We start from the raw sequence: 25,544 nt of genomic DNA, 5'->3' as shown, positions 1-25,544 counted from the left end.
TCGTGATACGCAAATTCCTGCTGATGCTGGAGGCAGGCCTGCTTCTGGCCGGTCTGCTCGTCGCCTTTGCCGGCTGGCAGCAGAGCGTCACCCTTGAGCAACCCCTGAACATCTCCGCCGAAAGGATGCTGGACGTGCCGGCCGGTGCCACGCCAGGTGGCCTGCTCAACCGCCTGGAAGAGGAGGGGGTGCTGAACAATGCCTTCTGGCTGCGCCAGTACTGGCGCTTCAATCTGACCAACGAATCCCTGCACAGTGGCGAATACCGCCTGACTCCGGGGATGAGCGCCGGCGACCTGCTGGGGCTCTGGCAGCGTGGTGAAGTGGTGCAGTACAGCCTTACCCTGGTGGAGGGCTGGAACTTCCGCCAGGTGCGCGCGGCACTGGCCAGGCAGACCAAGCTGGAACAGACCCTGGCCAATGTCAGTGACGCCGAGCTGATGGCCCGTCTCGGCCGCCCGGGTGAGTACCCGGAAGGCCGCTTCTTCCCCGATACCTATCGTTTCGTGCGTGGCATGCGCGATATCGACCTGCTGAAGCAGGCACGGGACCGCCTCGACCAGGTTCTCGCCGAGGAATGGGGCAAGCGCGCGGACCGGCTGCCCTATAGCGACTCCTATCAGGCGTTGATCATGGCCTCCCTGGTGGAGAAGGAAACCGGCGTGCCGGCCGAGCGCGGACAGATCGCCGGCGTTTTCGTACGCCGCCTCAATACCGGGATGCTGCTACAGACGGACCCGACTGTCATCTATGGCCTGGGTGAGCGCTACAACGGCAACCTGACCCGCGACCACCTGCGCGAGCCTACGCCTTACAACACCTACGTCATCAGTGGCCTGCCGCCCACCCCGATTGCCCTTGCCGGCCGCGAGGCCATTCACGCCGCATTGCATCCGGCTGCGGGCAAGAGCCTCTATTTCGTCGCCCGCGGCGACGGCAGCCATGTATTCTCCGAGACCCTGGGCGAGCACAATCAGGCCGTGCGTGACTTCCAGCTGAAGCGCCGCAACGGCTACCGCTCCAGCCCAACCCCGCAATGAAAAAGGACACCCAGTGAGCGGTCTGTTCATCACATTGGAAGGCCCGGAAGGTGCCGGCAAAAGCACCAATCGCGAATACCTCGCCGAGCGTCTGCGCAGTCATGGCATCGAGGTCGTGCTGACCCGTGAGCCGGGCGGTACGCCGCTCGCCGAGCGCATCCGCGAACTGCTGCTGACGCCCAGCGACGAAGCCATGGGCGTCGATACCGAATTGCTGCTGGTATTCGCCGCCCGTGCCCAGCATCTGGAAGGTGTGATCAAGCCTGCACTGGCTCGTGGCGCCGTGGTGCTCTGCGATCGATTCACCGATGCCACCTACGCCTATCAGGGGGGCGGCCGTGGCTTGCCTGAGGAGCGCATTGCGCTGCTGGAGAATTTCGTCCAGGGCGATCTTCGTCCCGATCTGACCCTGGTATTCGATCTGCCCGTGGAGGTCGGCCTGACCCGCGCGGCCGCTCGAGGCCGACTCGACCGCTTTGAGCAGGAGAAGCGCAGCTTCTTCGAAGCCGTGCGCCAGACCTACCTGCAGCGCGCGCAGGCCGTTGCCGACCGCTACAAGGTGATCGACGCCTCGCTGCCGCTGGCTGAGGTGCAGGCCAATCTCGACAAATTGCTGCCAGAGTTGCTGGAGCGTTGCCATGGCTGATGCCTATCCCTGGCAGGAGACGCTCTGGCAGCAGCTGGCGGGCCGCCCGCGGCACGCCCACGCCTATCTGCTCCACGGTCCGTCCGGCATCGGCAAGCGCGCCCTGGCCGAGCGCCTGATGGCGCGTCTGCTCTGCCAGAGCCCGGCTGGGCTCGATGCCTGCGGCCAGTGCAAGGCGTGTCTGCTGCTGGCGGCCAGTACCCATCCGGATGCCTTCGTGCTGGAGCCGGAAGAGGTCGACAAGGCCATTCGCGTCGACCAGGTGCGCGAACTGGTTGAGTTCGTGGTCCAGACCGCGCAGCTCGGCGGCCGCAAGGTGGTGTTGCTGGAACCGGCCGAGGCGATGAACATCAACGCTTCCAACGCCTTGCTCAAGAGTCTGGAAGAACCCTCGGGTGATACCGTACTGCTGCTGATCAGCCACCAGCCCAGCCGCCTCCTTCCGACCATCAAGAGCCGTTGCGTGCAACAGGCTTGTCCGCTGCCCAGTGCCGCCCAGAGCCTGGCCTGGCTGGGAGGCGCGTTGCCGGACGCATCCCCCGACGAACTGGGTGAGCTTCTGGTACTCGCCGGCGGCTCGCCGTTGTCGGCCCTGCGCCTGGAAGGGCAGGGTGTGCGTGCCCAGCGCGGCGAAGTGGTAGAGGGCGTGAAGAAGCTGCTCAAGCAGCAGGTAGGTGCCAGCCAGTTGGCTGAGGGTTGGAATGCCGTGCCTCTGCCCTTGCTGTTCGACTGGTTCTGTGACTGGACACAACTGATGCTGCGTTTCCAGCTCACCCGTGATGAGGCGGGGCTGGGGTTGAACGATATGCGCAAGGTAGTGCAGTACCTCGCGGAGAAGGCACCGCAGCGCAAGGTCCTGGCCATGCAGGACTGGCTGCTGCAGCAGCGGCAGAAAGTCCTGAACAAGGCCAACCTCAATCGTGTGTTGCTTCTCGAAGCGCTGCTGGTGCAGTGGGCAAGCCTGCCCGGGCCGGGCTAGAATCCTTGGCTGAACCAGCTTTCCAGGAAAACCGCATGAGCCTGCCGCCGAATCTGGGCCCGCGTAATGGAATCCTGTCCTTGACCATCAAGGACAAGTCCGTGCTGTATGCCGCCTACATGCCGTTCATCAAGAACGGTGGCCTGTTCATTCCGACCAACAAGACCTACAAGCTGGGCGACGAAGTATTCATGCTGCTCAACCTGATGGATGAGCAGGAGAAAATCCCGGTCGCCGGCAAGGTGGTCTGGATCACCCCCAAGGGCGCCCAGGGCAACCGCGCAGCGGGCATCGGCGTCCAGTTCAACGATGGTGACAGCGGCGCACGCAACAAGATCGAGACCTACCTCGCCGGCGCCCTCAAGTCCGACCGTCCCACTCATACCATGTAACCGGCCGTCGGGCTCCGGCTGCAAGCGGCAGGCTTGAAGCTTGGCGCCTGCGCCTGGAGCCTTGAAGCATGTTGATCGACTCCCATTGCCACCTGGACCGCCTCGACCTGGCCGCCCATGATGGCTCCCTTGATGCTGCCCTCGACGCCGCCCGTGCTCGTGGTGTCAGTCAGTTCCTCTGCATTGGCGTGAGCGCCGACAACGCGACGGCGGTGAAGTCCCTCGCCGAGCGTTACGACGACGTGCACTGCTCCGTCGGCGTTCACCCGCTCGACCTGCAGCCGGGTGAATCCGTTGCGCTGGACTGGCTGCTTGGAGAACTGGAACACCCGCGTGTGGTGGCGATCGGTGAGACGGGCCTGGACTATCACTACGAGCCTGAAGCCGCCGAGCTCCAGCAGCAGGCATTCCGCCTGCACCTGGAGGCGGCGAAAATGACTGGCAAGCCGGTCATCGTGCATACCCGTGAAGCCCGTGCCGACACCCTTGGCCTGTTGCGCGATGCGGCGCTTCCCCAGGCCGGTGTGCTGCACTGCTTCACCGAGGATTGGGAGATGGCCCGCGCCGCGCTCGACCTCGGTTTCTATATTTCGCTCTCCGGCATCGTCACCTTCCGCAATGCCGATGCACTGCGAGAAGTGGCCCGCCAGGTGCCGGCCGACCGCCTGCTTGTGGAAACCGATTCGCCTTATCTCGCCCCTGTGCCTTACCGCGGCAAGCCCAACCTGCCGCAGTACGTGCGTGAGGTGGCGGAGTTCCTCGCCGATTTGCGAGGCGTGTCGTACGAGGCATTCGCCGAGCAGACCGGCGAGAATTATCTGCGCCTGTTCCCCCTCGCCCGACGCGGCTGAAGCGCTCTCCCTCGGTGGCCGACAAAAGTCGCGCACAAAAAAAACCCGGGTTCTGGGGGATGAATCCGGGTCAAGACCATTAGGAGTAAAACAAAGGAACGCGATCCACGGTTCCTCGACTGGCTGGGCACTTGGGGGGAGATGCCGCGCGCCAGTAAGAAGAAGTATTAGTCATTATCCCCCCGCGTCCAGATAGCCCAGTGGCGTTTCTTAAACCTATTTGGAATACAGCGGCGTCGGCTGAGTCCTCATGTGTCTGCCAGCTGGCGCAGCAGCGCAAGCGTTTCGTCCAGCACACGGAATTCGGTGTAGAAGTGCGGCGAGAAGCGGATTCCGCCACCGCGCTGGGCGCAGACCACCTGCTCGGCGCGCAGGCGTTCGAACAACACCTGGTTGTCCCATCCGTCCAGGCGGAAGCTGAGAATGCCGGCGCGGCGCAGCGGATTGAGTGGGCTCAGCAATTGCACGCCAGGTATCCGGACGAGGCCGTCCTGCAACCATTGCACGCGCTCGGCCAGGTCTTTCGCCACGTGTTCCATGCCCACTTCCTCCAACAAGGACAGGCTCGCCTCCAGCGCCATGGCGCCCAGCATGTTAGGGCTGCCGCATTCGAAGCGGCGTGCGGTGCGCGAGGGTTCCCAGTCGGGGCGTTCGTAGTCGCCGGGGTGTTCCAGCATGTGCCAGCCGTACTCGTGGAGTTTCAATTGCTGGCGCAGGTCGGCGCGGCAATAGAAGACCCCGAGGCCTTCGGGGCCCAGCATCCACTTATGTCCATCGGCCATTGCGAAGTCGCAATCGATGGCCTGGACGTCGAAGGGCAGGGCGCCCAGCTGCTGGATGGCATCAACACAGAACAGAGCCCCGCGCTTGCGGCACTCCTGGCCGAGGCGCTGCAGATCCAGACGCAGGCCGCTGGCATATTGCACTGCGCTGATGGACAGCAGGCGCGTGCGCGGGCCAATAGCGGCGATCAGGGCACCTTCCGGATCTGATCCATTGAGCGGCACCTGGAGGGTATTCACTCCGAAGCGTTTCAGCGCCTCCCAAACGACCCGATTGGACGGGAATTCCTGATCGCTGATGACGACCTGATCGCCTGCATTCCAATCCAGACCAAAGGCAACGAAAGAAAGGGCTTCCGATGTATTCTTGACCAGCGCAAGATCAGCCGTGGCCGGAGTATTCAGTAGTCTGGCAAGGCGTTCGCGCAGGCGACGCTCCACTATTATCCAGTCCGGATAGTCCCTTGCGCCGAGGCGGCAGTTCTCTTCGGCGAAGCTCTGGACTGCACGGGTCGCGCGTTTCGGCCAGGGCGCGACGGCGGCATGGTTGAGATAGCGGAGCCCATCGGCCTGGGCAAACTCATCTTGCAATAAGCTCATAGTCGGATGATCCGTGCATTTTTACGCCAGATAGGCATAATACGCGGCTTGATTTTTGACCCCACAGTCCCTTTATGCAGAAAGAACCCCGTAAAGTCCGTGAGTTCCGCCGCCGCGAGCAGGAAATTCTCGACACCGCCCTGAAACTCTTCCTCGAAGAGGGCGAAGACAGCGTTACCGTCGAGATGATCGCCGACGCAGTGGGTATCGGCAAAGGCACCATCTACAAGCATTTCAAGTCCAAGGCGGAGATCTATCTGCGCCTGATGCTCGACTATGAGCGTGACCTGAACGCGCTGTTCCACTCCGCTGATGTGGACCGTGACAAGGAGGCGCTGTCGCGTGCCTACTTCGAGTTCCGCATGCGTGACCCGCAGCGTTATCGCCTGTTCGACCGCCTGGAAGAGAAGGTGGTGAAGAACAGCCAGGTTCCGGAGATGGTCGAGCAGCTGCACAAGATCCGCGCGTCCAACTTCGAGCGACTCACCCAGCTGATCAAGGGGCGTATCGCCGAAGGCAAGCTGGAAGACGTGCCGCCGTACTTCCATTACTGCGCTGCCTGGGCCCTGGTGCATGGCGCTGTCGCACTCTACCACTCGCCGTTCTGGAGCAACGTTCTGGAGGATCAGGAAGGTTTCTTCCAGTTCCTCATGGACATCGGCGTGCGCATGGGCAACAAGCGCAAACGCGAGGCCGAGTCGCCCGCCGGCTGACGTATTCAGTGCGTCTATAACGCGGTCTCGGATATGTGCTGTCGGGGCCGCGGGGATATACTCCGGTGTACCACAAGCCGGAGCGTCCCATGATCGTCGACCGCCAAGGCAGGCGCTTCCGAAACCTGCGAATCAGCCTGACTGCCGCCTGCAACTACGCTTGCACTTACTGCGTGCCAGACGGCAAACGACTGGTGGCGGCACAGGATGAGCTCTCTGCAGAGGCCATGGTTCGTGGCGTGGCCTACCTCATCGAAGCCGCCGGTATAGAACGCCTGCGGATCACTGGCGGCGAACCGCTGGTGAGCCCCAAACTCGATCCTTTCCTTCGCGAAGTCAGCAAGCTCGGCCTCGATGACATCAGCATTACCAGCAATGGTCAGCTGCTGTCCCGCAAATTGCCGCTGCTGCTGGACTGCGGCATCCGCCGCCTGAATATTTCCCTCGATACCCTCAACGCCGACGAGTTCCGCAACATTGCCCGTGGCGGTGACCTCGCCACGGTGCTCAAGGGGCTCGATGAGGCGAGGGCGGCGGGCCTCAAGATCAAGATCAACATGGTGCCGCTGCGCGGCAAGAACCTCGATCAGGTCCTGCCGTTGCTGGACTACTGCCTGGAACGTGGCTTCGAGCTGCGCTTCATCGAGCTGATGCGCATGGGCCATCTGGCTCGTGATCCCAACACCTTCCACCAGCAGTTCGTGGGGCTGGAAGAGTTGCTGGCGCTGATCCGTGCCAGCCATGAGTTCGTCCAGGCCGACGCGCCGCTGGATGCCACGGCCATTCGCTACCGCGTTCCGGGCGAGGGTTACTTCGGGGTGATTGCCAACGAGAGCGTGCCGTTCTGCCGGACCTGTTCGCGCCTTCGCCTGTCTTCCACGGGGTGGCTGCATGGCTGCCTTTCCTCGAGCAATCGCCACTACGTCGGCGACCTGCTGGAAAAGCCCCGGCACGAAGCGCTGCCAGCGTTGCAGCGACTGCTGGTCAAGGCCCTGGCGGACAAGCAGGACATCGCATTTTCGGGCGGTGTCACCGTAATGAAGATCATTGGCGGTTGATGGCGCGGAAGCTGCATTGATTCTCTATCCGCCGGTTTTTCGTCGCCGGCGCCTGGAGGACACACGATGCGTAGTTTGATTCTGTTGTTGGCGCTTCTCGGCCTGACTGGCTGCATGAAGGTCAGCGACATGGCCGAAGGTACTCGCGAACAGCTGAGCGATGCTGGATTCCTGGACCACAGCGAAACCCGCCGCGCCAGTCCGTGGCGCCTGCAGCCCGACTCCTTCATTTACATCGCGCAGGGCTATTTCGTGCCCCCGGGTTCCGCCTATCCACGACCTAACGTGGTCGCTGAAGAGGCGTTCGACGGTTTCGTCGAGTACTTCCCCATGGTGCGTCGCGCCAAGGGCCCTGCCGGTTTGGAAGAGGCCATGGGGCAGGCTCGTTCAGTGGGGGCGCATTATCTGCTGTACGCGCGATTCGCCAGTGCCGACGACCGCATTGGAACCGTCGAGGAGTGGGAAGATCAGGAAGCGCTGGATCGCCTTGGTCGCGACCGTGGCGTAATCCAGCTGATGCTGATCGAAACCAATACCCGTTATCTGGTGGACTCCGCGCGAATCCGCAATCGTGGCGGTTTTCTGACGTTCTACGACTCCAAGCCTGAAGACCTGATCGGGCCGCCGCTGGAAGAGTATGCTCGCAGCCTGATCGGATTGAGTCGTTGAGGAGATTGAAATGAGCGATCCCGGCAAGGCCGGCGACCTGCTGGCGCAGATACCCAAGGGCGACAAGCCCGGCGGTGCGCCCGTTCATCTGTGGAATCCGCCGTTCTGCGGCGACATCGATATGCGCATCGCTCGGGACGGCACCTGGTTTTACCTGGGCACGCCGATCGGCCGCAAGCCCATGGTCAAGCTGTTTTCCAGCGTGATCCGCAAGGATGGCGAGGACTATTTCCTGGTCACGCCCGTCGAGAAGGTGGGCATCCAGGTGGAAGATGCACCCTTCGTGGCCGTTCAACTGCAGGTCGAGGGGGCAGGGCAGGAGCAGCAGCTGCGCTTCATTACCAATGTGGAGGATGAGGTAGTGGCGGGTGCGGTGCATCCGCTACGGGTCGAGCTGGATCCGGAGACCCAGGAGCCCTCGCCCTATGTGCTGGTGCGTACCAATCTGGAAGCCCTGATCCATCGCAATGTCTTCTATCAGCTGGTGGAGCTGGCAGAGCCGCGTGAGATCGATGGCATCGCCTGGCTTGGCGTATGGAGCGGCGGGGAGTTCTTCCCTATCGGGCTGCTGCCGGAATAGCCGCAAGGCGGACATGAAAAAGGCTCCCGAGGGAGCCTTTTTCGTAGCTGCATTACATGTTGGGGTAGTTCGGGCCGCCAGTGCCTTCCGGGGCTACCCAGGTGATGTTCTGGGCCGGGTCCTTGATGTCGCAGGTCTTGCAGTGGACGCAGTTCTGGGCGTTGATCTGGAAGCGCTTGGCGCCATCTTCCTGAGTCACCACCTCGTACACGCCAGCCGGGCAGTAGCGCTGCGCCGGTTCATCGTACAGCGGCAGGTTCTTCGCGATCGGGATGCTCGCGTCGGCCAGCTTGAGGTGGCAGGGTTGTTCCTCTTCATGGTTGGTGTTGGAGAGGAAGACCGAGCTGAGCTTGTCGAAGCTGATCTTGCCGTCCGGCTTCGGATAGTCGATGCGCTGGGACTGGGCTGCCGGCTTCAGGCAGGCGTAGTCCGGCTTGTTGTCGTGCAGGGTGAACGGGAGCTTGCCACCGAACCAGTTCTGGTCGACGTAGTTGAACGCACCGCCTACCAGTGCACCGTACTTGTGAATGGCCGCGCCGAAGTTACGGCTGCGGAACAGTTCGTCGTACAGCCAGCTGGACTTGAATGCGTCGACATAGTTGGTCAGCTCGTCACCACCTTCCTTGCCCGCGGCCAGGGCGGCGGCCACGGATTCGGCGGCCAGCATGCCGGACTTCATGGCGGTGTGGCTGCCCTTGATCTTGGCGAAGTTCAGGGTGCCCAGGTCGCAGCCGATCAGCGCGCCGCCCGGGAAGACCATTTTCGGCAGGGAGTTCAGGCCACCTTTGCAGATGGCGCGAGCGCCGTAGGCGACGCGCTTGCCGCCTTCCAGGTACTGCTTGATCACCGGGTGGTGCTTGTAGCGCTGGAATTCGTCGAAGGGCGACAGGTAGGCATTGGCATAGGACAGGTCGATGATCAGGCCTACGACCACCTGGTTGTTTTCCAGGTGATAGAGGAAGGAGCCACCGGTGTTCTCGGTGCCCATGATGTCCATCGGCCAGCCGGCGGTGTGGACTACCAGGCCGGGCTGATGCTTGGCTGGGTCGATGTCCCAGATTTCCTTGATACCGATGCCGTAGTGCTGGGCGTCGGCTTCGGAGTCCAGGTTGTACTTCTTGATCAGCTGCTTGCCGATGTGGCCGCGGCAGCCTTCGGCGAACAGGGTGTATTTGGCGCGCAGTTCCATGCCGGGGGTGTAGTAACCCTCTTTCGGGTTGCCTTCACGGTCCACGCCGAGGTCGCCGGTGATGATGCCGCGTACTACGCCATTCTCGTCGATCAGCGCTTCCTGGGCGGCGAAGCCCGGGTAGATCTCAACGCCCAGGCCTTCGGCCTGCTGGGCCAGCCAGCGGCAGAGATTGCCCAGGGAGATGATATAGTTGCCCTCGTTGTGCATGGTCTTGGGCACGAACAGATCGGGAACCTTGATCGCGGAGTCGGCATCCTTGAGCATATAGATGTCGTCGCGGGTTACCGGGGTGTTCAGCGGGGCGCCCAGTTCTTTCCAGTCAGGGAAGAGTTCGTTAAGGGCTCGCGGTTCGAATACGGCGCCAGAGAGAATGTGGGCGCCCACTTCGGAACCCTTCTCGACCACGCATACGCTGATCTCCTGACCAGCTTCCGCGGCCTTCTGCTTCAGTCGGCACGCGGCGGACAGGCCAGCAGGGCCAGCGCCGACGATGACGACGTCGAATTCCATGTATTCGCGTTCCACAGTCAATCTCCTCAAGGCTCTTCGATATTTTGTGTTGGAGGGCTAGGCTCGATCCCTGACCTGAGCTGGCGCATTATATCCAGAGGCTGTGGCCGGTCCAATACAAACGTTTGTTTGAATTTTGTGAAGCCCTGATAGGATAAGGCTCTGCGGCTTATGGCGGGGCATTTTGCTGTATTGACCGGAATAGGCGATCCGGTCAAGATACGGGCGGTTTTGCGCTCGCTGTCTGGGCTGAGAGTCGGTTCCGGCCGACCTGCATCACTGGCCAGGCTCGTCTTGGCGACATTCTTATTAACCGGAGAGTAACGAGGAATCCATGAAGGTTCTTGTAGCTGTCAAACGAGTGGTCGACTACAACGTCAAGGTCCGCGTCAAGGCGGACAACTCCGGCGTCGACCTTGCCAACGTGAAGATGTCGATGAACCCCTTCTGCGAAATTGCCGTAGAAGAAGCCGTCCGTCTGAAAGAAAAAGGCGTAGCGAGTGAAATCGTCGTCGTCACCATCGGCCCGAACACCGCTCAAGAGCAGCTGCGCACTGCCCTGGCCCTGGGCGCCGACCGCGCCATCCTGGTCGAGTCCAACGACGAGCTGAACTCCCTGGCCGTGGCCAAACTGCTGAAGGCTGTGGTCGACAAGGAGCAGCCGCAACTGGTCATCCTCGGCAAGCAAGCCATCGATAGCGACAACAACCAGACCGGCCAGATGCTGGGCGCCCTGACCGGCTATGCCCAGGGTACCTTCGCCTCCAAGGTCGAGCTGGCGGGCGACAAGGTCAACGTCACCCGTGAAATCGACGGCGGTCTGCAGACCGTTGCGCTGAACCTGCCGGCGATCGTCACCACCGATCTGCGCCTGAACGAGCCGCGCTACGCGTCGCTGCCGAACATCATGAAGGCCAAGAAGAAGCCGTTGGACGTGGTCACCCCGGACGCCCTGGGTGTATCCACCGCTTCCACCGTCAAGACCCTGAAAGTCGAAGCGCCGGCTGCCCGCCAGGCCGGTATCAAGGTCAAGTCCGTGGCCGAGCTGGTCGAGAAACTGAAGAACGAAGCGAAGGTGATCTGAGATGGCCGTCCTTGTAATCGCTGAACACTCCAATGCCGCGCTGGCGGCCGCCACCCTCAACACCGTGACCGCCGCTCAGAAGATCGGTGGTGACATCCACGTTCTGGTTGCCGGTCAGGGCGCTGGCGCTGCCGCCGAAGCCGCTGCCAAGATCGCTGGCGTGTCCAAGGTGCTGCTCGCCGACAACGCCGCCTACGCTCACCAACTGCCGGAAAACGTCGCTCCGCTGATCGCCGAACTGGGCAAGGGCTACAGCCACGTGCTGGCCCCGGCCACCACCAACGGCAAGAACTTCCTGCCGCGCGTTGCTGCGCTGCTGGACGTCGACCAGATCTCCGAGATCATCGCCGTGGAAAGCGCCGACACCTTCAAGCGTCCGATCTACGCCGGCAACGCCATCGCCACCGTGCAGTCCTCGGCTGCCGTTAAGGTGATCACCGTGCGCACCACCGGTTTCGACGCCGCTGCCGCTGAAGGCGGTTCCGCTGCCGTGGAAACCGTGGGCACCGTATCCGACGCCGGCAAGTCCGCCTTCGTGGGCGAAGAGCTGGCCAAGTCCGACCGTCCGGAACTGACCGCAGCCAAGATCGTCGTCTCCGGCGGCCGTGGCATGCAGAACGGCGACAACTTCAAGCACCTGTACGCCCTGGCCGACAAGCTGGGCGCGGCTGTCGGCGCGTCCCGTGCCGCGGTCGACGCCGGCTTCGTGCCGAACGACATGCAGGTCGGCCAGACCGGCAAAATCGTCGCCCCGCAGCTGTACATCGCCGTGGGCATCTCCGGTGCCATCCAGCACCTGGCCGGTATGAAGGACTCCAAGGTGATCGTCGCAATCAACAAGGACGAAGAGGCGCCGATCTTCCAGGTGGCTGACTACGGCCTGGTGGCTGACCTGTTCGAAGCCGTACCGGAACTGGAAAAGCTGCTGTAATAGCGCTTTCCGGCTTGCCGTACAGAAAACCCGCTCCTCGGAGCGGGTTTTTTATTGCCCGAGTTCTTGGATGAATCCGAGCAGGTCAGGTGCACCGTGCGTACCGATAACTCGCAGCGGCGCCGGGGGGAAGCCGGAATCGTTACATTCAGCCGCGGCTGGCGTCGAGGAAGGCCTGGTAGTGGCGAGCGGTTTCCTCGGGACGCTCGATCATGGGCGCGTGGCCGCAGTTCCGCATGATCACCACACTGGGTTTCTTCAGCAGCGGCTTCATCACCTCGATGCTGGACACATCCAGCACCCGGTCGCGATCTCCCCAGAGCAGCAGGGTAGGGGCTTCGATTCGCGGCAGTTCGGGCTCCAGCGGAACGTAGCGCTCGCGAAGCTGGCGGAAGACTTCGTCGTAGTGGGCCTCGTTGGCCATGGACTGCTCGGCCAGGTAGGACTTCACCGACTCAGGCAGGGGCGGCGGCTCGACGAAGACGAAATCCAGCATGCGCTGGAAGTCACCGGCGTTGCGCACCACCAGCGGATTGGCCTGGCCGGTTTCGATCAGGCGGAACAGCTCGCTCTTGTTCGGCGCCTTGATACCGCCGTTGTCGAACAGCGCCAGGCTGCGCACCTGCTGCGGGTAGCGGGCCGCGAAGAGACCGGCGATATGGCCGCCCATGGAGTTGCCTACAAGGTGCACCTTGCCCAGCTCGAGGGTCTTGATGAAGGACTCCAGACGCTCGGCCTGGGTGCCGACGTCGTAGCTGCCGGCGGGCCGGTCGCTGTCGCCGAAGCCGGGCAGGTCCAGGGCGATGACGTGATAGCGCTGGGTGAAGTGGCGGGCGAATCGCAGCCAGTTGTCCTTGTTGGCGCCGAATCCATGAATCATCACGATGGTTTCGCCCTTGGCCGGGCCGCCCTCGTAGTAATGGATGCTAAGATCGCCCAGCGCGACCTGTCGCTCCGACAAGCCGGCGAGTTGGCGTTCCACCAGGCGCACGCTGGCCGTCAGCGCAGCGGGCGAGAAGTAGAGGGTTGCCGCCGCAGCCGCCAGCAGCATGACGACTGCAATGATGAATTTCTTCATGGCCTGTCCTTATCACGAATAGTTCTAGAAGCCGCCAGTACGCTAGCATGAAGCTCGTTCCAGGCGATGCCGCCCACGCTGCGGCCAATCGAATGTCCAGTCCGGGAAACCTCAGATGCCAAGATTCCGCCGCTCGCTCCTTCTCCTCGTGCTGTGCCTGCTTCCTGGACTCGGGCAGGCGGCCGGGAAGTGCGAGCGCCTGGTGGCCACCGGCAATCCCGAGTACCCGCCCTACCTCTGGCGCGACCCGGAGAACCCCAAGCAACTGATAGGCGCCAATGCCGACCTGCTCAAGCAGATCGCCAGGGAACTCGGGCTGAAGGTGGAAATCCTCTACACCGGTCCCTGGTCCCGCGCCCAGGATGAAGTCCGCACCGGCCGGGTCGATCTGATCGCCGGGGCCTTCCTCACGCTACCGCGCCTGGAAACCATGGACTACGTCCATCCGGCCTTCCTCGAAACCCAGAGCGTCGTCTGGGTGAAGCGCGACAGGGCATTCCCCTACAGCGGCTGGGACGACCTGCGCAGCCACACTGGCGGCACCCTGGTGAAGAACAGCTTCGGCCAGGCCTTTGACCAGTTTGCCAGGGAAAATCTCAAGCTCGAGGAAGTCCCCAGCCTGACCCAGGCCTACCAGAAGCTTCTGCTGGAGCGCACCGACTACGTGCTCTACGAGCGCTATCCGGGCCTGGTGCTGGCCGACACCCTGGGCATGGCCGACGATCTGGTCGCCCTGGAACCGCCGATTTCCAGCGAAGGTCTGTATCTGACCCTGTCCCACAACTCGGCCTGCAACGATCCCTGGCTGCGCGGACAGTTGGCGAAAAAGATGACAGAATTGGTCGCCGCCGGAGTGCCGGAAACCCTGCTTCAGCGCAACCTGGAACGCTGGAAGGCACTGCAGATGCAACCGGTCGCCACGCCCGAATGATTAGGAATCCTCTAGTGAGCAAGACACCCCTGTTTGCAGCCGGCCTGGCTCTGCTGGCCCTGGCCGGCTGCGCCAACGACCCGGCGCCCATCGAACAGATGCGCCTGACCCACAAGGCGGTGGAGCAGGCCACGGCCGTTGGCGCCACCGATCAGATCGAGGAAATGAAGCTTGCCCAGGACAAGCTCGCCCTGGCCGAGAAGAACATGGGCGAGCAGGACTACAAGCGTGCCCGCATCCTCGCCGAGGAAGCCGAATTGGACGCGCGGCTCGCCGAGGCCAAGGTGCTGACCAAGAAAAGCCAGGACCAGTTGGCCGAGCTGACGTCGCGGATCAATCGCCTGCGCAAGCAGTTGGGAGATGTGCAGTGAAGCGCAATCATGCATTGACCGCCGGCCTGCTGATCGGCCTCGGCCTGCTTGGCGGTTGCGCCAACCAGCAGCAGACCGAACAGAGCCTGGAGCAGGCCCGGCAGATGTTCCAGAAGGTCAAGGAGGACCAGAACGTCCTCAGCGCCGCGCCCAAGGACGTCATCCGGGCCGGCGAGTCCCTGGCCCGCGCCGAGCGACTGTCCAGCTACTGGGGCAACGATGTCGACGTCGTCCATTACGCCTACCTGAGCCAGCGCTACAGCGAAATCGCCAGCCAGAACAGCGAGCAGAGCCAGAACCAGGCCCGCGCCGCCAAGCTGCAACTGGAGCGCGAGCGCCTGCAACTGGCACTGCGTGAAGCCAAGATGCTCAGCGTTCAGCAGCAGGGCAAGTGGCTGGAAGAACAAATGATCGCCCTGGCCGCCACCGAAACCGATCGCGGTCTGGTGATGACCCTGGGTGATGTGCTGTTCGATACCGGTCACGCCGATCTCAAGGCTTCGGCCAACCGCACCGTGCTCAAGCTGGTGCAGTTCCTCCAGCTCAACCCGCGACGCGTCGTGCGCATCGAGGGCTACACCGACAGCAGCGGCACCAAGCCGGACAACCTCAGGCTTTCCACCGACCGCGCGCAAGCGGTGGCCGATGCTCTGGTCGACCTCGGCATCGATGCCAAGCGCATCCAGGTCCAGGGCTACGGCGAAGCCTTCCCGGTAGCGGAAAACGCTTCCAACCGGGGCAGGGCGCAGAACCGCCGCGTGGAGATTGTCTTCTCCAACGAAAAGGGCGAGCTCGGCCCGGCACGCTGACGCCTGAAACGAAGGGCCCCGGTCGCCGTTCGGCGCCGGGGCTTTTTAGTGCCTGGACAAATCCACTGTAACGCCCACAATTTCCCGATCTGTACCGGTGCAGTTACAAGGTGTTCGGATAGTGTTTCGGTCCAGTGATACAGGTGCCGCCTACATGACCAATCTGTTGCTCTACCAGCGCATCGCCCAGCAACTGGCCGATGACATCCGCCGTGGCGTCTACCAGCCCGGCGAACGCGTACCCTCGGTGCGCAAGCTCAGTTCCCAGCTCAATGTCAGCCACGCCACCGTGCTGCAGGCCTATGCCAGCCTGGAAGACCAGGGCCTGATCCGCGCCCGTCCGCAGTCCGGCTTCTACGTTCACCAGACGCCGGCCCTGACCGCATCCACCCCGGATATCGCCCGCGTCGAGCGCCCTGGCCTGGTCACCCGCGCCAGCATCATCCAGCAGGTACTGGCCGAATCCCGTCGTGAAGGTGTGTTCCCCCTGGGCGCGGCAGTGCCCCACGTCGACTACCTGCCGGTGCGTACCCTGCATCAGCAACTGGCCAAGGTCACCCGTTTCCACAGCCCGCGTGCCTTCAGCTACATGTTCAGCCCTGGCTTCGAACCGCTGCGGCGCCAGGTGGCGATCCGCATGCGCGATGCCGGTGTAGTGGTGGATCCGAGCGAAGTGGTGATCACCCATGGCTGCGTGGACGCCCTGCAGATGAGCCTGCGCGTGCTGACCCGTCCCGGCGACCTGATCGCCACGGAGTCGCCGACCTATTACGGCCTGCTGCAACTGGCTGACCTGCTCGGCCTGAAGGTGATCGAGATTCCCAGCGACCCCACCACCGGTATCAGCCTGGAGGCCCTGCAACTGGCCGCCAACCAGTGGCCGATCAAGGCGCTGGTTCTGACCGCGCGGCTGAGCAATCCCCTGGGGGGCACCATCCCCGAGGAGCGCCAGAAGCAACTGCTGCGTCTGGCTTCTGACTTCGACATCCAGATCATCGAAGACGATATCTACGGCGAGCTGATGTTCGACCAGGGGCCGTCGAAGGCGATCAAGGCCTACGACCTCGATGACCGGGTGATCTACTGTTCCAGCTTCTCCAAGACCCTATCGCCTGGGGTGCGTATCGGCTGGATGATCGCCGGCAAGTACCAGGCGGAGATCCAGCGCCTGCAGACTTTCAGCACCCACTCGGCATGCAGCGTCACCCAGATGGGGGTCGCCGCCTACCTGGAGAACGGTGGCTACGACCGGCACCTGCGCTACATCCGCCAGGAGTACCGGAAGAACCTCACCGCGTTCCAATTGGGCGTGCAGCAGTACTTCCCCGAAGGCACCCAGATCACCCGACCCAACGGCGGCTTCATCCTCTGGATCAGCCTGCCGGCCAAGGTGAACACCAAGGACCTGCACGTGCGCGCCCTGCAGCAGGGCATCAGCATCGCGCCGGGGCTGATCTTCAGTAACACCGAGCAGTTCAACCACTGCGTGCGGCTGAACTGCGGCATCCCGTGGAATCGTGAGGCCGAGCGGGCCATCATGACCCTCGGCATGCTGGCCAAGCAGCTCTGCCAGGAGGCTGGCCTGTAGGGGCGAATTCGTTCGCCAAGGGCTGGTTGCAAAGCAGCCCTTCAGGAATCCACTCCGCCTTGACCCGTTCTGGGCGGCGCCTCCGTCTACTGGTGCGAATGGCTCATTCGTTCCCAGGAGGCGTCCCATGTCCAGCCACAGTTTCCTTCAGCACCAACCCCTGGCCGCCGGCTTCACCGCCGGCCTGCTGCTGGCCCTGGCCGCCTGCAGTGCGCAGGATGCGTCTGCACCCGCCAGCGGCAAGGCCGAGGCGCCGCCGCCCGCATCGATCCAGGTGGAGCCGGAGCTGCGCGAGGAGAGCAAGGCCAGTGCGCCGGCAGCCATGGCCAAGCGCGCCGATTACGCCGCCGAGGTGCGGCAGATGCCCATGATCGCGCCTGCCCCCATGGCGGATGCGTTGCAACCAGGCTATCGCGACGTGCCCCGCGAGCAGTACCAGCATCTTCCCGACAACCCGGTCCACGCGGTTGCCAGCGATCCGATATCCACCTTCAGCATCGATGTCGACACTGGCAGCTACGCCAATGTGCGGCGTTTCCTGAACGGCGGCCAGCTGCCGCCAGCGGATGCCGTGCGGCTGGAGGAGATGGTCAACTACTTCCCTTACCACTATCCGCAGCCGGAAGGCGACGTGCCCTTCGGTATCGGTATCGAGCAGGCGCAGACCCCCTGGAATCCGCAAACCCGCCTGTTGCGCGTGGCGATCAAGGCCTCCGACAGCAGCGCCGAGCATCTGGCCCCGGCCAACCTGGTGTTCCTGGTGGACGTCTCAGGTTCCATGGACCGTCGCGAGGGCCTGCCCATGGTGCAGGGCACCCTCAAGTTGCTGCTGGATCAATTGCGTCCGCAGGACCGTGTTTCCCTGATCACCTATGCCGGGGAGGCGAGGGTGGTGCTGGGCTCCACGCCCGGCAACGAGAAGGCGAAAATCCGCTCCGCCATCGAACAGCTGAGCGCTGGTGGCTCCACGGCGGGCGAGTCTGGCATCCAGCTGGCCTATGCCGAAGCCCAGAAGGGCCTGATCCCGAATGGCATCAACCGAATCCTCCTGGCCACCGACGGTGACTTCAATGTCGGTATCAGCGATTTCGACAGCCTCAAGCAACTGGCCGCGCAGAAGCGCAAGGGCGGAGTCTCCCTGACCACCCTGGGGTTCGGCGTGGACAACTACAACGAGCGGTTGATGGAGCAATTGGCCGACGCCGGCGATGGCAATTACGCCTACATCGACAACCTGCGCGAGGCGCGCAAGGTGCTTGTGGATCAGCTCGGTTCCACGCTGTCGGTGGTGGCGCGGGATGTGAAGCTGCAACTGGAGTTCAACCCCGCCGAAGTGAGTGAGTACCGCCTGCTGGGCTATGAGAATCGTGCCCTCAAGCGGGAAGACTTCAGCAATGACAAGGTGGATGCCGGCGAGATCGGGGCCGGGCATACCATTACCGCGCTCTATGAGATCGTGCCCGCTGGTGCCAAGGGCTGGCTGGAGCCGCTGCGCTACCAGAGCGTCGCGAGGGCCGAGGGCAAGGCTGGCGAGCTGGCCTGGCTGCGGGTGCGCTACAAGGCCCCGGGCTCGGAGCAGAGCCGCTTGCTGGAACGCCCCATCGCAGCCGGCAAGGCGATCCCGCTGGACCAGGCCGGCGAGGACCTGCGTTTCGCCGCCGCGGTTGCAGCCTTCGCCCAGCAACTCAAGGGTGGCCAGTACACCGGAGACTTCGGTCTGGAAGACAGCGCCGCGCTGGCCCGTGGGGCCCGTGGCGACGATCGCTTCGGCCTGCGCGGCGAGTTCGTGCAACTGGTGGAACTCGCGCAAAGCTTGCAAACTCCTGCCCCATCCCACGCGCGGAAGGAATGACGTGAACGCGATTCTCACGGATGACGACGCCGCCTTGCTGCGGCGTTACCGAAATGGCGATGCCGAGGCCTTTGGCGTGCTCTACGCGCGCCATCGCCTCGGCCTCTACCGTTTTCTCTGCGGCCTGTGTGGCGACGGCACGCTGGCCGAGGAAATCTTCCAGGAAACCTGGCTGAACCTGATCCGCAGCGAGTCGTCGCCACTTGGGCAGGCCAGTTTCAAGACCTGGCTCTACCAGATCGCCCGCAATCGCCTGATCGACCATTGGCGCAAGCACGGCCGCCTCCAGGGTCGTGAAGAAGCCTTCGATGAGGCGCTGCACGGCGAGGCGCTGGCGGGTGAGAGCCAGGACCCCGAGCGGGAGTTATCCCTCAGCCAGGATCAGCAGCGCCTGCGCGCGGCCCTGGACGAACTGCCGGGCGAGCAGCGCGAAGTGTTCCTCCTGCGCGCCCATGGCGACCTGGAACTGACCGAGATCGCCGAACTTACCCGCACCCCCGCGGAGACGGTGAAAAGCCGCCTGCGTTATGCGTTGCAGAAGTTGCGTCGGCTGCTGGCCGACCCGGCCGCGGCCGAGGAGGTATCCGCATGAACCGAGAACCGCACAAGCCGGACGCCATGGAACGTGAACTGCTCGAGCACTATCGCCGCCACAGCCACGATGAACCGTCGGCGTCGCTGGACCAGCGTATCCTCGCCGCGGCTGCTGCCCAGGCCGCCCGGAACCGGCCTGAACGTCGCCCGTCGCTCGGCGAGCGCCTGCACGCCTGGCTGCTTGGCGCCGGTGGCCGGCAGCGTTGGGCGGTTGCTGTGGCCGGCTTCGCTACCCTGGGTATTGGCCTGAGCCTGACACTGCGCACCCAGGAAGAGGCCAGGCAGCGCTTCGACGCGCCAGCTGCCAGCCCCGCGCCGTATTCCGCGCCGGCCCCGGCGGCTGCGCCCATGTCCAGAGCCGCGCCGGCCACGCTCGCCAGCCCCCCGGCCCAGGTCGAGAAGAAGGCCTCGGCCATGGCCGACAGCGTCAGTGATGAGGCACGTCAGGCCGAGTCCATGCGCCTGGAAGAGGCCGTGCCCAAGGAGGAGATGGCCAAGGCCAAGGCGGCGTCTGCCGGGATCGATACCGACCTGCGGCGCGTGCTGGAGCTGGAGAAGGCGGGCAAGCGCGACGAAGCGCACAAGCTGCTGGACGAACTGCAGGCGCGCTATCCACAGCGAGATATCGCGGCGGAACTGCGTGAGCTGGAAGGTGAGCGCTGAGGGCGATCACGGCGGACTTGCCACGATGCTGGCCAAGGTGGAGCATTGCGCCATCTTCGCCTTGGCAAGTGCTTTCATGCGTTCAATTCATCTGCTTTGTGCCGCTCTGGCACTGACCCTGCTGGCGGCCTGCGACAAGGAAGCGCCGTCCCAGCCCAAAGCGCCTCCGGCGCCGCCGCCGCTGACCTCCAGCCCGGCGCCGGAGCCGGCCGCGCCCGTGGAACCGCCGCCCGCGCCCGAGTCCAGGCCGACTCCACCGCCGCCCGCGCCGACACCGAAACCTGCGCCAACGCCTCCCGCCCCGGCCAAGCCGGTCGAACCGGCGGCAGAGCCGACTGTTGCGGCCCGGCTGCCTGCAGCCAAGCTCGACCTCACTCTGCCGAAGGATCTGGTGGAGCAGTTGCAGCCGACCGAGGCGGCGGCCGACCTGGCTGACCAGCCGCTATTGCCGCAGATGTTCGTGGAGAAACCCGCCCCGGAAAGCCCCTTCCAGCTCAACGGCAAGCTGATCCACAACGAGCGGGAAGACGACTACTGGCGTTCGGTCGAGGGCGCCGAGTTGCAGTTCGAATTCAAGCGCTAGGACGTGCTCACACCACAAGGCGGGGTTCAAGACTCAGAAGCGATAGTCTCCGCGCTGGATCGCCTGGTACAGCGTCCCGTCCAGCGGACGGAAATGGGGTTCGCCGGGCAGGCGGGCGAAGAGGGGCTCGTTCACCGCAGCCGGGTCGTAGGCCTGCTTCTTCAGGTCGGTCTTCTTGTACTTGAAGGTGCCCGTGGTCTCCACTTCCGCCAGCAGGCGCACGAACAGCGGTGAGGCGTAGGCTGGCAGTTCGCGATCCAGGTGAACGGCCAGGGCCTGGCCATCCAGTTGCGTGCCACTGCCCAGGCGCAGGGCCGCCATGCCGCAACGACCGTTGGTGCCGGGAATCTCGACACCGTAGACCACCGCATCCTCCACGCCGGGAAAGGCGCCGAGGGCGTTCTCGACTTCCGTGGTGGAGACGTTCTCGCCTTTCCAGCGGAAGGTGTCGCCGAGGCGATCGACGAACTGTGCGTGCTTGCAACCGATTCCGCGCATCAGGTCACCGGTGTTGAACCAGGCATCCCCCTTCTTGAATACGTCCCGCAGGATCACCGCCTCACTTTTGGCCGGGTCGGTGTAGCCGTCGAAGGGCCACTTGTCGCTGATTTCACTGATCAGCAGGCCCGTTTCGCCCTTGCCGACTTCTTCCATCAGGCCACGGTGATCCCGCAGCGGGCGGTCGTTTTCCAGGTCATAGCGGACGATGGCGAAAGTGGCCGGTGAGAAGCCCACCGTATTGTCGAAGTTGAACACGTTGGTGAAGCCGATGTTGCCTTCGCTGGAGGCGTAGAACTCCATCACCCGTTCGATGCCGAAGCGCGCCTTGAACTCGGCCCAGATCGACGGGCGCAGACCGTTGCCGATCATGCAGGTCAGGCTGTTGCCCTGTTCCTCGGGGCAGGGTGGTTGGTTCAGAAGATAGCGGCAGAGCTCACCGATGTAGCCGAAGCAAGTGGCCTGGTAACGGGCCACGTCTTTCCAGAAGTTGCTGGCGGAGAACTTGCGGCGCAGGGCGATGGCGGCGCCGCCGGCCAGCACCGAGGCCCAGCTCACGGTGACCGCATTGTTGTGGTAGCAGGGCAGGGTCAGATAGAAGACGTCGTTCTCGCCGAGGCCCAGGCCGGAGTGGCCGAAGCCGCCGAAGGCCTTGATCCACTTGCCATGACTGAGGATGGACGCCTTGGGCAGGCCGGTGGTGCCCGAGGTGTAGATGTAGAAGCAGGCGTCCTTGAGGCGCACCCGGCCAGTTTCCACCGGGTTGTCGCCGGACTGATCCTGGGCCAGGCGCATCAGGTTCTGCCAGCCGGGCGGGGCGTCGCCGGGGGCGGTCAGGCAGTCACCATCGGCCACCCAGTAGCAGCGGCGGGCGTCCTCCAGTTCAGCGCGGACTTCGTCGAAAGCGCCGCGCAGTTCCTCACCCACCACAAAGTGCCTGGCCTTGACCAGGTTGAGGCTGTGACTCAGCACCTTGCCGCGCTGGGTGGTGTTCACCAGGGCGGCGATGGCGCCCAGCTTGGCCAGGGCGCCAAGAACCGCCAGCACTTCGATACGGTTCTCCAGCATGACCGCCACGACGCTGCCGTGCGCCACGCCTTCTGCTTTCAGTGCGTGGGCCAGGCGATTGCTCCAGGCGTTGAAGTCGGCATAGCTGATCCGGCGTTGTTCATCAATCACGGCCGGGCGCGTCGGGTACAACCGCGCGGCGCGCTCCAGTGCCCAGCCCAGGGACAATGCCTTTTCGCGGTTGCGGATGCCGGTGTAGTAGAGGCCCAGCAGCATGCGCGGCACGCGTGGCAGGTTGGCCGGCAGGCGGGCGATGAAGCTCAGCGGGGAGATCAGATCGACTTGGCTCATGGTTCTCGCGTGTTGTCGTTGTTGTACGCAGTTGTATTCCTGACTCTAGAGCGGTCGATCGGGCCCTGCCATGACCCTGGCGCGGCGGGATGAAGGCAGATGGGCAAATCAGCGAAGGTGGAGAGTTCTTGCAGGAGCGAATTCATTCGCGATGCAGACCGCAGGTCTGCCCTTTCGCAAATGAATTCGCTCCCACAGGCGGAGGGTAGTGTGAGGTGTCAGTCCAGGAACAGATCCGGCACCAGCGAGCCGCCCTGCGGGTCGTAGCGGTACTGCTCGAATTCGGTCTGGCCCTGTTCGCGCAGGATTTCTTCGTCGATCAGCAGGCGGCCGGTGATGCTGCGGCCCTGGCTCATGAGGATGGCGTAGGCGGCGTCGGCCATGATGGCCGGGGTGCGGGCGCGCTTGAAGGCGTCGCGGCTGCCCAGCTCGAACTCGATGGCGGCGGTGGCGATCATGGTCTTCGGCCACAGCGAGTTGACGCTGATGCCGTAGCGCTTGAACTCCTCGCTCATACCCAGGGTGAGCATGCTCATGCCGTACTTGGTGACGGTGTAGGGACCGTGCTGGGCAAACCATTTGGGCGCGAGGTTGAGGGGCGGCGAGAGGTTGATGATGTGGGCGCTGGCGCTTTGCTTCAAATACGGTAATGCGGCCTGGCTGCAGACCATCACTGCGCGGGTGTTGATCTGGTACATCAGGTCGAAGCGCTTGGGTTCCAGGCGTTCAACGCCCGCCAGTTTGATTGCGCCGGCATTGTTGACCAGGGTATCGATGCCGCCGAAGTGTCCGGCGGCCTTGGCCATCGCGTCGCGCACGGCGTTTTCGTCACGCACGTCCAGTTGCAGGGGCAGTGCCTTGCCGCCGGCGGCTTCCACTTCCGCGGCCACGCTGAAGATGGTGCCGGCGAGTTTCGGGTGGGGCTCGGCGCTCTTGGCGGCGATGACGATATTGGCGCCATCGGAGGCGGCGCGAAGGGCAATCTCGCGGCCGATGCCACGGCTGGCGCCGGTGATGAACAGGGTTTTGCCGGAAAGGGACATCAGGACCTCCTGGTTCTTGTTGTTGTCCGGGGCCGCGTTGCGGCCCTTGGCGAATGGATTCGCCCCTACAGAGCGATTCGTGCCGCAGTCTGTGGCGAGCCAAGCTCGCTCCTGTGGCAAGCATCCGGTTACAGGGCTTCCTCCACCTCGACCAGCAGCTGACGGCTCTTCACCTGGTCGCCGCGGCTGACCTGGACGCGGCGGATCACGCCGTCCACGCCGGCCTTCAGCGGGTGCTCCATCTTCATGGCTTCCAGCACCACCAGCAGTTGGCCCTTGCCGACCCGATCACCCTCGCTCACCAACACCTCGACTATCGCGCCATCCATGGGCGCCTTAACTGTGCCGGACGCGGCGCCGGCCTGTCCGCCGGCGGGCTCGTGGGTGACGTCCTGCAATTCCAGGTTGCCGTTCTGGCCGAACAGCCAGAGCTGCGTGGCCCGTTGGTGGTAGGCGACGCGGCGGCGGACGCCGTCCAGTTCCAGCACCGCCCAGCGGCCGTCGGCAGACAGCAGCCGGATGGCGATCTCGGCGTCATTCACCCTGGTCAGCAGGCGCGGCTGCTGGCCGGCGTCCTGCACCGCCAGTTCCACGCTGTGCTTCTGCTCGCCCTGGCGCAAGGTCAGGCGCCAGGGGGCGCTGCCGGCGCTGCGCCAGCCAGCGAGACCGCCCTGGTGGGCGCTGGCGGCGGCAGAGGCCTGGTAAAGCAGGGTGGCGGCCATCGCCAGCTCGGCGGGGGATGCCGGCTGCGGTGCCAGGCTCGGGTCGGCGCCGAAGGTTTCGCCGATGAAGGCGGTGGTGGCTTCCCCGGCGGCGAACTGCGGGTGACGCAGCAGGTTGGCAAGAAAGCGCTGGTTGCCTCTCACACCGAGCAGCACGCAATCCTCAACCGCGCGAGCCAGCTTGCGCCGGGCTTCCTCGCGGGTAGCGCCCCAGGCGATCACCTTCGCCAGCATGGGGTCGTAGAAGGGCGTCACGGCCTGGCCTTCCACCAGGCCGTGATCGATGCGGATGCCTTCCAGCTCGGCCGGCTCCCAGCGCAACACGTCGCCGGTCTGGGGGAGGAAGCCGGCGGCCGGGTCTTCGGCATAGAGGCGCACTTCCATGGCATGGCCGTCGAGGCGGATCTCGTCCTGTTTCAATGGCAGCGTCTGGCCCTCGGCCACGCGAATCTGCCAGGCGACCAGGTCCTGGCCGGTGATCAGCTCGGTCACCGGGTGCTCGACCTGCAGGCGAGTGTTCATTTCCAGGAAGTAAAAGGCGCCGCTGGCATCCAGCAGGAATTCCACCGTGCCGGCGCCCACATAGTTCACCGTGCGCGCGGCCTTCACTGCGGCGTCGCCCATGGCCTGGCGCAATTCCGGCGTCATGACCGGGCAGGGGGCTTCTTCGATCACTTTCTGGTGGCGGCGCTGTACCGAGCAGTCCCGCTCGCCCAGGTAGACGAGGTTGCCCTGCCGGTCGCCGAACACCTGGATTTCCACGTGGCGCGGCTGGATCACGGCTTTTTCCAGGATCAGCTCGGCGCTGCCGAAGGCATTCAGGGCTTCCGAGCGGGCGGTGCGCAGTTGCGTCGTCAGCTCGTCCGCGCCGTTCACCAGGCGCATGCCGCGTCCGCCGCCGCCGGCACTGGCCTTGATCATCAGCGGGTAGCCGATGCGTCCGGCTTCGCGGGCCAGCGTGGCGTCGTCCTGCTCGGCGCCTTCGTAGCCGGGAATGCACGGCACGCCGGCTTCGAGCATGGCCAGCTTGGACAGGCGCTTGCTGCCCATCAGGTGGATGGCATCCACCGTGGGGCCGATGAAGACGATGCCGGCCGCCTCGCAGGCACGGGCGAATTCGGCGTTCTCGGAGAGGAAGCCATAGCCGGGGTGAACGGCGTCGGCACCGGTCTTGCGGGCCGCTTCGAGGATGGCCGCGACCGACAGGTAGGATTGCCCCACCGGCGCGGGGCCGATGCACACCGCCTCGTCCGCCAGTTGCACATGGCGAGCGTCGGTGTCGGCTTCGCTGTAGACGGCGACGGTGCGGTAGCCGAGCGCCTGGGCGGTGCGCATTACCCGGCAGGCGATCTCGCCACGGTTGGCAATCAGGATCTTGTTGAAGCTGGGCATGTTCTCTGGCTCCTCGGATGCTAGTCCCCTCTCC

Annotated in this window: 25 protein-coding genes; 19 read left to right on the top strand and 6 right to left on the bottom strand. The window is 64.1% G+C overall.

The window, feature by feature from the left end; genetic code table 11:
* The first annotated feature begins 2 nt into the window (after positions 1-2).
* The 5 genes from mltG to FXN65_RS18575 all read left to right on the top strand — a co-directional run bounded on the left by mltG (position 3) and on the right by FXN65_RS18575 (position 3,908).
* Positions 3-1,040, top strand: a complete 1,038-nt coding sequence (gene mltG / locus FXN65_RS18595; protein ID WP_151135141.1) for an endolytic transglycosylase MltG — start codon at positions 3-5, stop codon at positions 1,038-1,040.
* Positions 1,041-1,053: 13 nt separating this feature from the next.
* Positions 1,054-1,686, top strand: coding sequence for a dTMP kinase (tmk, locus tag FXN65_RS18590; RefSeq protein WP_151135139.1), 633 nt, complete (start codon positions 1,054-1,056; stop codon positions 1,684-1,686).
* Positions 1,679-2,665: a DNA polymerase III subunit delta' gene (locus FXN65_RS18585; protein ID WP_151135138.1), complete on the top strand. Its 987-nt coding sequence runs from the start codon at positions 1,679-1,681 to the stop codon at positions 2,663-2,665. Before tmk ends, FXN65_RS18585 begins: the two co-directional genes overlap by 8 nt.
* A gap of 35 nt (positions 2,666-2,700) precedes the next feature.
* Positions 2,701-3,057, top strand: coding sequence for a PilZ domain-containing protein (locus tag FXN65_RS18580; RefSeq protein ID WP_028627861.1), 357 nt, complete (start codon positions 2,701-2,703; stop codon positions 3,055-3,057).
* 68 nt (positions 3,058-3,125) lie between these two features.
* Positions 3,126-3,908 carry a TatD family hydrolase gene (locus FXN65_RS18575; protein ID WP_151135136.1) on the top strand — a complete coding sequence of 261 codons (783 nt, stop codon included), beginning with the start codon at positions 3,126-3,128 and terminating at the stop codon, positions 3,906-3,908.
* A gap of 248 nt (positions 3,909-4,156) precedes the next feature.
* Here the strand turns inward: FXN65_RS18575 and FXN65_RS18570 are convergent, their stop codons facing one another.
* Positions 4,157-5,290, bottom strand: a complete 1,134-nt coding sequence (locus FXN65_RS18570; RefSeq protein WP_151135134.1) for an aminotransferase class V-fold PLP-dependent enzyme — start codon at positions 5,288-5,290, stop codon at positions 4,157-4,159.
* Between the two features lie 74 nt (positions 5,291-5,364).
* Between FXN65_RS18570 and FXN65_RS18565 the strand changes: the two genes are divergently transcribed.
* The 4 genes from FXN65_RS18565 to FXN65_RS18550 all read left to right on the top strand — a co-directional run bounded on the left by FXN65_RS18565 (position 5,365) and on the right by FXN65_RS18550 (position 8,310).
* Positions 5,365-6,003 (top strand): TetR/AcrR family transcriptional regulator, encoded by a 639-nt coding sequence (locus tag FXN65_RS18565; RefSeq protein ID WP_151135132.1) that lies wholly within the window; start codon positions 5,365-5,367, stop codon positions 6,001-6,003.
* Positions 6,004-6,092: 89 nt separating this feature from the next.
* Positions 6,093-7,061, top strand: coding sequence for a GTP 3',8-cyclase MoaA (locus FXN65_RS18560; RefSeq protein ID WP_151135131.1), 969 nt, complete (start codon positions 6,093-6,095; stop codon positions 7,059-7,061).
* Positions 7,062-7,127: 66 nt separating this feature from the next.
* A complete protein-coding gene (locus FXN65_RS18555; protein WP_151135129.1) occupies positions 7,128-7,730 on the top strand; it encodes a DUF4823 domain-containing protein in 603 nt (200 codons plus the stop codon).
* A gap of 10 nt (positions 7,731-7,740) precedes the next feature.
* Complete coding sequence (locus tag FXN65_RS18550; protein WP_151135127.1) at positions 7,741-8,310, top strand: DUF1285 domain-containing protein; 570 nt, start codon at positions 7,741-7,743, stop codon at positions 8,308-8,310.
* Between the two features lie 52 nt (positions 8,311-8,362).
* Here the strand turns inward: FXN65_RS18550 and FXN65_RS18545 are convergent, their stop codons facing one another.
* Positions 8,363-10,027 carry an electron transfer flavoprotein-ubiquinone oxidoreductase gene (locus FXN65_RS18545; RefSeq protein WP_151135125.1) on the bottom strand — a complete coding sequence of 555 codons (1,665 nt, stop codon included), beginning with the start codon at positions 10,025-10,027 and terminating at the stop codon, positions 8,363-8,365.
* A gap of 319 nt (positions 10,028-10,346) precedes the next feature.
* Here FXN65_RS18545 and FXN65_RS18540 point away from each other — a divergent pair, with 319 nt between their 5' ends.
* Positions 10,347-11,096 carry an electron transfer flavoprotein subunit beta/FixA family protein gene (locus FXN65_RS18540; RefSeq protein ID WP_151135123.1) on the top strand — a complete coding sequence of 250 codons (750 nt, stop codon included), beginning with the start codon at positions 10,347-10,349 and terminating at the stop codon, positions 11,094-11,096.
* Position 11,097: 1 nt separating this feature from the next.
* Positions 11,098-12,027 carry an electron transfer flavoprotein subunit alpha/FixB family protein gene (locus tag FXN65_RS18535; RefSeq protein WP_151135121.1) on the top strand — a complete coding sequence of 310 codons (930 nt, stop codon included), beginning with the start codon at positions 11,098-11,100 and terminating at the stop codon, positions 12,025-12,027.
* 148 nt (positions 12,028-12,175) lie between these two features.
* Here the strand turns inward: FXN65_RS18535 and FXN65_RS18530 are convergent, their stop codons facing one another.
* The gene (locus tag FXN65_RS18530) at positions 12,176-13,105 is read right to left on the bottom strand and encodes an alpha/beta fold hydrolase (protein WP_151135119.1); all 930 of its coding nucleotides are present in this window, start codon (positions 13,103-13,105) and stop codon (positions 12,176-12,178) included.
* Positions 13,106-13,220: 115 nt separating this feature from the next.
* Between FXN65_RS18530 and FXN65_RS18525 the strand changes: the two genes are divergently transcribed.
* The 8 genes from FXN65_RS18525 to FXN65_RS27975 all read left to right on the top strand — a co-directional run bounded on the left by FXN65_RS18525 (position 13,221) and on the right by FXN65_RS27975 (position 20,496).
* The gene (locus FXN65_RS18525; RefSeq protein WP_151135117.1) at positions 13,221-14,036 is read left to right on the top strand and encodes a substrate-binding periplasmic protein; all 816 of its coding nucleotides are present in this window, start codon (positions 13,221-13,223) and stop codon (positions 14,034-14,036) included.
* Positions 14,037-14,050: 14 nt separating this feature from the next.
* Positions 14,051-14,407, top strand: a complete 357-nt coding sequence (locus FXN65_RS18520) for a DUF4398 domain-containing protein (protein WP_151135115.1) — start codon at positions 14,051-14,053, stop codon at positions 14,405-14,407.
* Entirely contained in the window at positions 14,404-15,216 is an 813-nt protein-coding gene (locus FXN65_RS18515; protein ID WP_151135113.1) for an OmpA family protein, read from the top strand. The genes FXN65_RS18520 and FXN65_RS18515 overlap by 4 nt, the downstream gene beginning before the upstream one ends.
* A 154-nt stretch (positions 15,217-15,370) precedes the next feature.
* Complete coding sequence (locus FXN65_RS18510) at positions 15,371-16,804, top strand: aminotransferase-like domain-containing protein (protein WP_151135111.1); 1,434 nt, start codon at positions 15,371-15,373, stop codon at positions 16,802-16,804.
* Positions 16,805-16,931: 127 nt separating this feature from the next.
* The gene (locus tag FXN65_RS18505; RefSeq protein ID WP_151135109.1) at positions 16,932-18,656 is read left to right on the top strand and encodes a vWA domain-containing protein; all 1,725 of its coding nucleotides are present in this window, start codon (positions 16,932-16,934) and stop codon (positions 18,654-18,656) included.
* A gap of 1 nt (position 18,657) precedes the next feature.
* Positions 18,658-19,248 (top strand): RNA polymerase sigma factor, encoded by a 591-nt coding sequence (locus tag FXN65_RS18500; RefSeq protein ID WP_151135108.1) that lies wholly within the window; start codon positions 18,658-18,660, stop codon positions 19,246-19,248.
* On the top strand, positions 19,245-19,913 hold the full coding sequence (locus tag FXN65_RS18495; RefSeq protein ID WP_151135106.1) for a hypothetical protein: 669 nt from the start codon (positions 19,245-19,247) through the stop codon (positions 19,911-19,913). The genes FXN65_RS18500 and FXN65_RS18495 overlap by 4 nt, the downstream gene beginning before the upstream one ends.
* A 76-nt stretch (positions 19,914-19,989) precedes the next feature.
* Positions 19,990-20,496 (top strand): hypothetical protein, encoded by a 507-nt coding sequence (locus FXN65_RS27975; RefSeq protein WP_178119357.1) that lies wholly within the window; start codon positions 19,990-19,992, stop codon positions 20,494-20,496.
* Positions 20,497-20,529: 33 nt separating this feature from the next.
* Here the strand turns inward: FXN65_RS27975 and FXN65_RS18480 are convergent, their stop codons facing one another.
* From FXN65_RS18480 to atuF, 3 genes are all read right to left on the bottom strand, one after another.
* A complete protein-coding gene (locus FXN65_RS18480) occupies positions 20,530-22,353 on the bottom strand; it encodes a long-chain-acyl-CoA synthetase (RefSeq protein WP_151135102.1) in 1,824 nt (607 codons plus the stop codon).
* 218 nt (positions 22,354-22,571) lie between these two features.
* The gene (locus tag FXN65_RS18475; RefSeq protein ID WP_151135100.1) at positions 22,572-23,396 is read right to left on the bottom strand and encodes an SDR family oxidoreductase; all 825 of its coding nucleotides are present in this window, start codon (positions 23,394-23,396) and stop codon (positions 22,572-22,574) included.
* Positions 23,397-23,524: 128 nt separating this feature from the next.
* The gene (gene atuF, locus FXN65_RS18470) at positions 23,525-25,510 is read right to left on the bottom strand and encodes a geranyl-CoA carboxylase subunit apha (protein ID WP_151135098.1); all 1,986 of its coding nucleotides are present in this window, start codon (positions 25,508-25,510) and stop codon (positions 23,525-23,527) included.
* Positions 25,511-25,544: the final 34 nt, after the last annotated feature.

The organism is Pseudomonas lalkuanensis (assembly GCF_008807375.1).
In the GTDB taxonomy this organism is placed as follows: Bacteria; Pseudomonadota; Gammaproteobacteria; order Pseudomonadales; family Pseudomonadaceae; genus Metapseudomonas; species Metapseudomonas lalkuanensis.
Note: the sequence above shows the minus strand (reverse complement) of the source record. Positions and strands in the feature narration are given on the sequence as shown.

Bases quoted from the DNA above. Each gene is read 5' to 3' on its own strand.
- FXN65_RS18570 (WP_151135134.1), bottom strand. From the start codon at position 5,290: ATGAGCTTATTGCAAGATGAGTTTGCCCAGGCCGATGGGCTCCGCTAT.
- atuF (WP_151135098.1), bottom strand. From the start codon at position 25,510: ATGCCCAGCTTCAACAAGATCCTGATTGCCAACCGTGGCGAGATCGCC.
- FXN65_RS18540 (WP_151135123.1), top strand. From the start codon at position 10,347: ATGAAGGTTCTTGTAGCTGTCAAACGAGTGGTCGACTACAACGTCAAG.
- FXN65_RS27975 (WP_178119357.1), top strand. From the start codon at position 19,990: ATGCGTTCAATTCATCTGCTTTGTGCCGCTCTGGCACTGACCCTGCTG.
- FXN65_RS18575 (WP_151135136.1), top strand. From the start codon at position 3,126: ATGTTGATCGACTCCCATTGCCACCTGGACCGCCTCGACCTGGCCGCC.
- FXN65_RS18480 (WP_151135102.1), bottom strand. From the start codon at position 22,353: ATGAGCCAAGTCGATCTGATCTCCCCGCTGAGCTTCATCGCCCGCCTG.
- FXN65_RS18530 (WP_151135119.1), bottom strand. From the start codon at position 13,105: ATGAAGAAATTCATCATTGCAGTCGTCATGCTGCTGGCGGCTGCGGCG.
- FXN65_RS18495 (WP_151135106.1), top strand. From the start codon at position 19,245: ATGAACCGAGAACCGCACAAGCCGGACGCCATGGAACGTGAACTGCTC.
- FXN65_RS18580 (WP_028627861.1), top strand. From the start codon at position 2,701: ATGAGCCTGCCGCCGAATCTGGGCCCGCGTAATGGAATCCTGTCCTTG.
- FXN65_RS18505 (WP_151135109.1), top strand. From the start codon at position 16,932: ATGTCCAGCCACAGTTTCCTTCAGCACCAACCCCTGGCCGCCGGCTTC.
- FXN65_RS18510 (WP_151135111.1), top strand. From the start codon at position 15,371: ATGACCAATCTGTTGCTCTACCAGCGCATCGCCCAGCAACTGGCCGAT.
- FXN65_RS18525 (WP_151135117.1), top strand. From the start codon at position 13,221: ATGCCAAGATTCCGCCGCTCGCTCCTTCTCCTCGTGCTGTGCCTGCTT.
- FXN65_RS18565 (WP_151135132.1), top strand. From the start codon at position 5,365: ATGCAGAAAGAACCCCGTAAAGTCCGTGAGTTCCGCCGCCGCGAGCAG.
- FXN65_RS18585 (WP_151135138.1), top strand. From the start codon at position 1,679: ATGGCTGATGCCTATCCCTGGCAGGAGACGCTCTGGCAGCAGCTGGCG.
- FXN65_RS18475 (WP_151135100.1), bottom strand. From the start codon at position 23,396: ATGTCCCTTTCCGGCAAAACCCTGTTCATCACCGGCGCCAGCCGTGGC.
- FXN65_RS18555 (WP_151135129.1), top strand. From the start codon at position 7,128: ATGCGTAGTTTGATTCTGTTGTTGGCGCTTCTCGGCCTGACTGGCTGC.
- FXN65_RS18550 (WP_151135127.1), top strand. From the start codon at position 7,741: ATGAGCGATCCCGGCAAGGCCGGCGACCTGCTGGCGCAGATACCCAAG.
- FXN65_RS18535 (WP_151135121.1), top strand. From the start codon at position 11,098: ATGGCCGTCCTTGTAATCGCTGAACACTCCAATGCCGCGCTGGCGGCC.
- FXN65_RS18560 (WP_151135131.1), top strand. From the start codon at position 6,093: ATGATCGTCGACCGCCAAGGCAGGCGCTTCCGAAACCTGCGAATCAGC.